Source organism: Allobosea sp. (assembly GCF_048595345.1).
Taxonomy (GTDB): domain Bacteria; phylum Pseudomonadota; class Alphaproteobacteria; order Rhizobiales; family Beijerinckiaceae; genus Allobosea.
The window spans coordinates 1-1501 of record NZ_JBMDWH010000209.1; the positions used below are offsets into that span (position 1 = coordinate 1).

A 1501-nucleotide genomic window follows, 5' to 3' on the forward strand; every position below is an offset into this window, starting at 1 on the left:
GGGCGAGGCTGATCGCGCCGCCGAGCACGACGATCCCCGTGACCGGTCCCTTCGCGGCGTCCTGCTGCGGAAAGCGGTCTTCGAGAGGCCGGATCACCGCGCGCGGCAGGGGGCTGAATGCCTGCAGCCCCAGCATCGCCATCGCGACGATGCCGAGCCAGCGGGCCGGCCGCGCAAGGCGCGTGAAGGCCAGCAGGGCAGCCAATCCGGCGGCGAGGATCGAGAGGTTGACCGGCGAACCGAGGAACCAGACGATCTTGGACAGGACGAAGAACATCGCGGCTCCCGGCGGCGTGAGATGGCGGCGCCGCCACGGCATGCATAGCCCGCGAATGCTGACAGGCTGCTAACAGCCCTGCATCGCCGCGCCGGCAGGCGACGGGGAGCTGCCTGTCAGGTCACCGGCAAAGGCAAGGCCGAGGCGGCGGCGGGCCTGGCGATCAGCGCCGCGTACCAGCGCTCGACCGCCGGCCGTGCCGCCCGCTCCACCGGCATGTTGAGCCAGCGATGCACACCGCAGCCCACCGTGATGTCGCCGATGCCTGGCCGCTCGCCCGCCAGAAAAGGCCGGCGCTGGAGCTCGGCTTCGAGGATGGCGATCTTCGCCTCGCTGCGGCGCACCCCGGCGGCGATCTGCTCAGGCTCGGTATGGCCGGGCAGCTTGCGCACGACACCGAACAGCACCGGCGCCAGCGCCGGCTGCAATTCGGACAGCATCCAGTCCATCCAGCGCTCCTGAAGCGCGCGGCGGGCCGGATCGGCCTCCCACCAGTCTTCGCCGCCATAGCGGGCCGCGAGATAGCGCGTGATGGTCTGCGATTCCCACAAGGTGAGGTCGCCGTCCTGCAGGACGGGAATCTGGCGGTTCGGATTCAGCGCGCCATATTCCGCCGTATCGAGGCCGCCGAACGGACCACCGACATCCACGCGCTCGAAGCCCTGCCCCACCTCGCCCGCCATCCAGACGACCTTCTGGACATTCGCCGAGCTCAGACGTCCCCAGATCCTCAGCATCACGGCCTCCGGTCAGGCGAATTCCATGATCACGGCATCCACCGCGAGGGAATCGCCCTCCTTCGCCAGAATCTTGGCGATGGTGACGTCCTTCTCGGCGCGCAGGACGTTTTCCATCTTCATCGCCTCGACCATCGCCAGCGGCTCGCCCGCCTTGACCTCCTGCCCCTTCGTAACGGCGATCGATTTCACCAGCCCCGGCATCGGGCACAGCAGCACCTTGCCGGTATCCGCCGCCGCCTTCTCGGGCATCAGCGCGGCAAGCTCGGCCTCCCGGCGCGTGTAGACGCGCGCCTGCGCATAGGCGCCGGCATGGCCGAGAGAGACGCCGTTGAGGATCGGGCGCACCTGCGCGGCCACTTTCACCCCGTCCAGCGTGCCATGCCAGACCGGCTCGCCCGGCACCCAGTCGCTGACGACGCTGAGCGTGCGCTCCGGCAAGGCGACGAGAACCGCCCCGCCCTGCTCCGTGACCGCCCCCTCGAAC

The 1501-nt window shown here is 69.7% G+C and carries 2 protein-coding genes and 1 pseudogene; all 3 read right to left on the reverse strand.

The features are described 5' to 3' along the window. Positions 1-277: pseudogene (locus tag ACOJTB_RS17835) on the reverse strand (YdcF family protein); the annotation flags it as partial. A 116-nt stretch (positions 278-393) separates the two neighbouring features. Further along, entirely contained in the window at positions 394-1014 is a 621-nt protein-coding gene (locus tag ACOJTB_RS17840; RefSeq protein WP_420103869.1) for a glutathione S-transferase family protein, read from the reverse strand. A 12-nt stretch (positions 1015-1026) separates the two neighbouring features. Beyond that, the coding region (locus ACOJTB_RS17845) for a biotin/lipoyl-containing protein (RefSeq protein WP_420103870.1) at positions 1027-1501 on the reverse strand (475 nt) is incomplete at its 5' end.

Bases quoted from the DNA above. Each gene is read 5' to 3' on its own strand.
- ACOJTB_RS17840 (WP_420103869.1), bottom strand. From the start codon at position 1,014: ATGCTGAGGATCTGGGGACGTCTGAGCTCGGCGAATGTCCAGAAGGTC.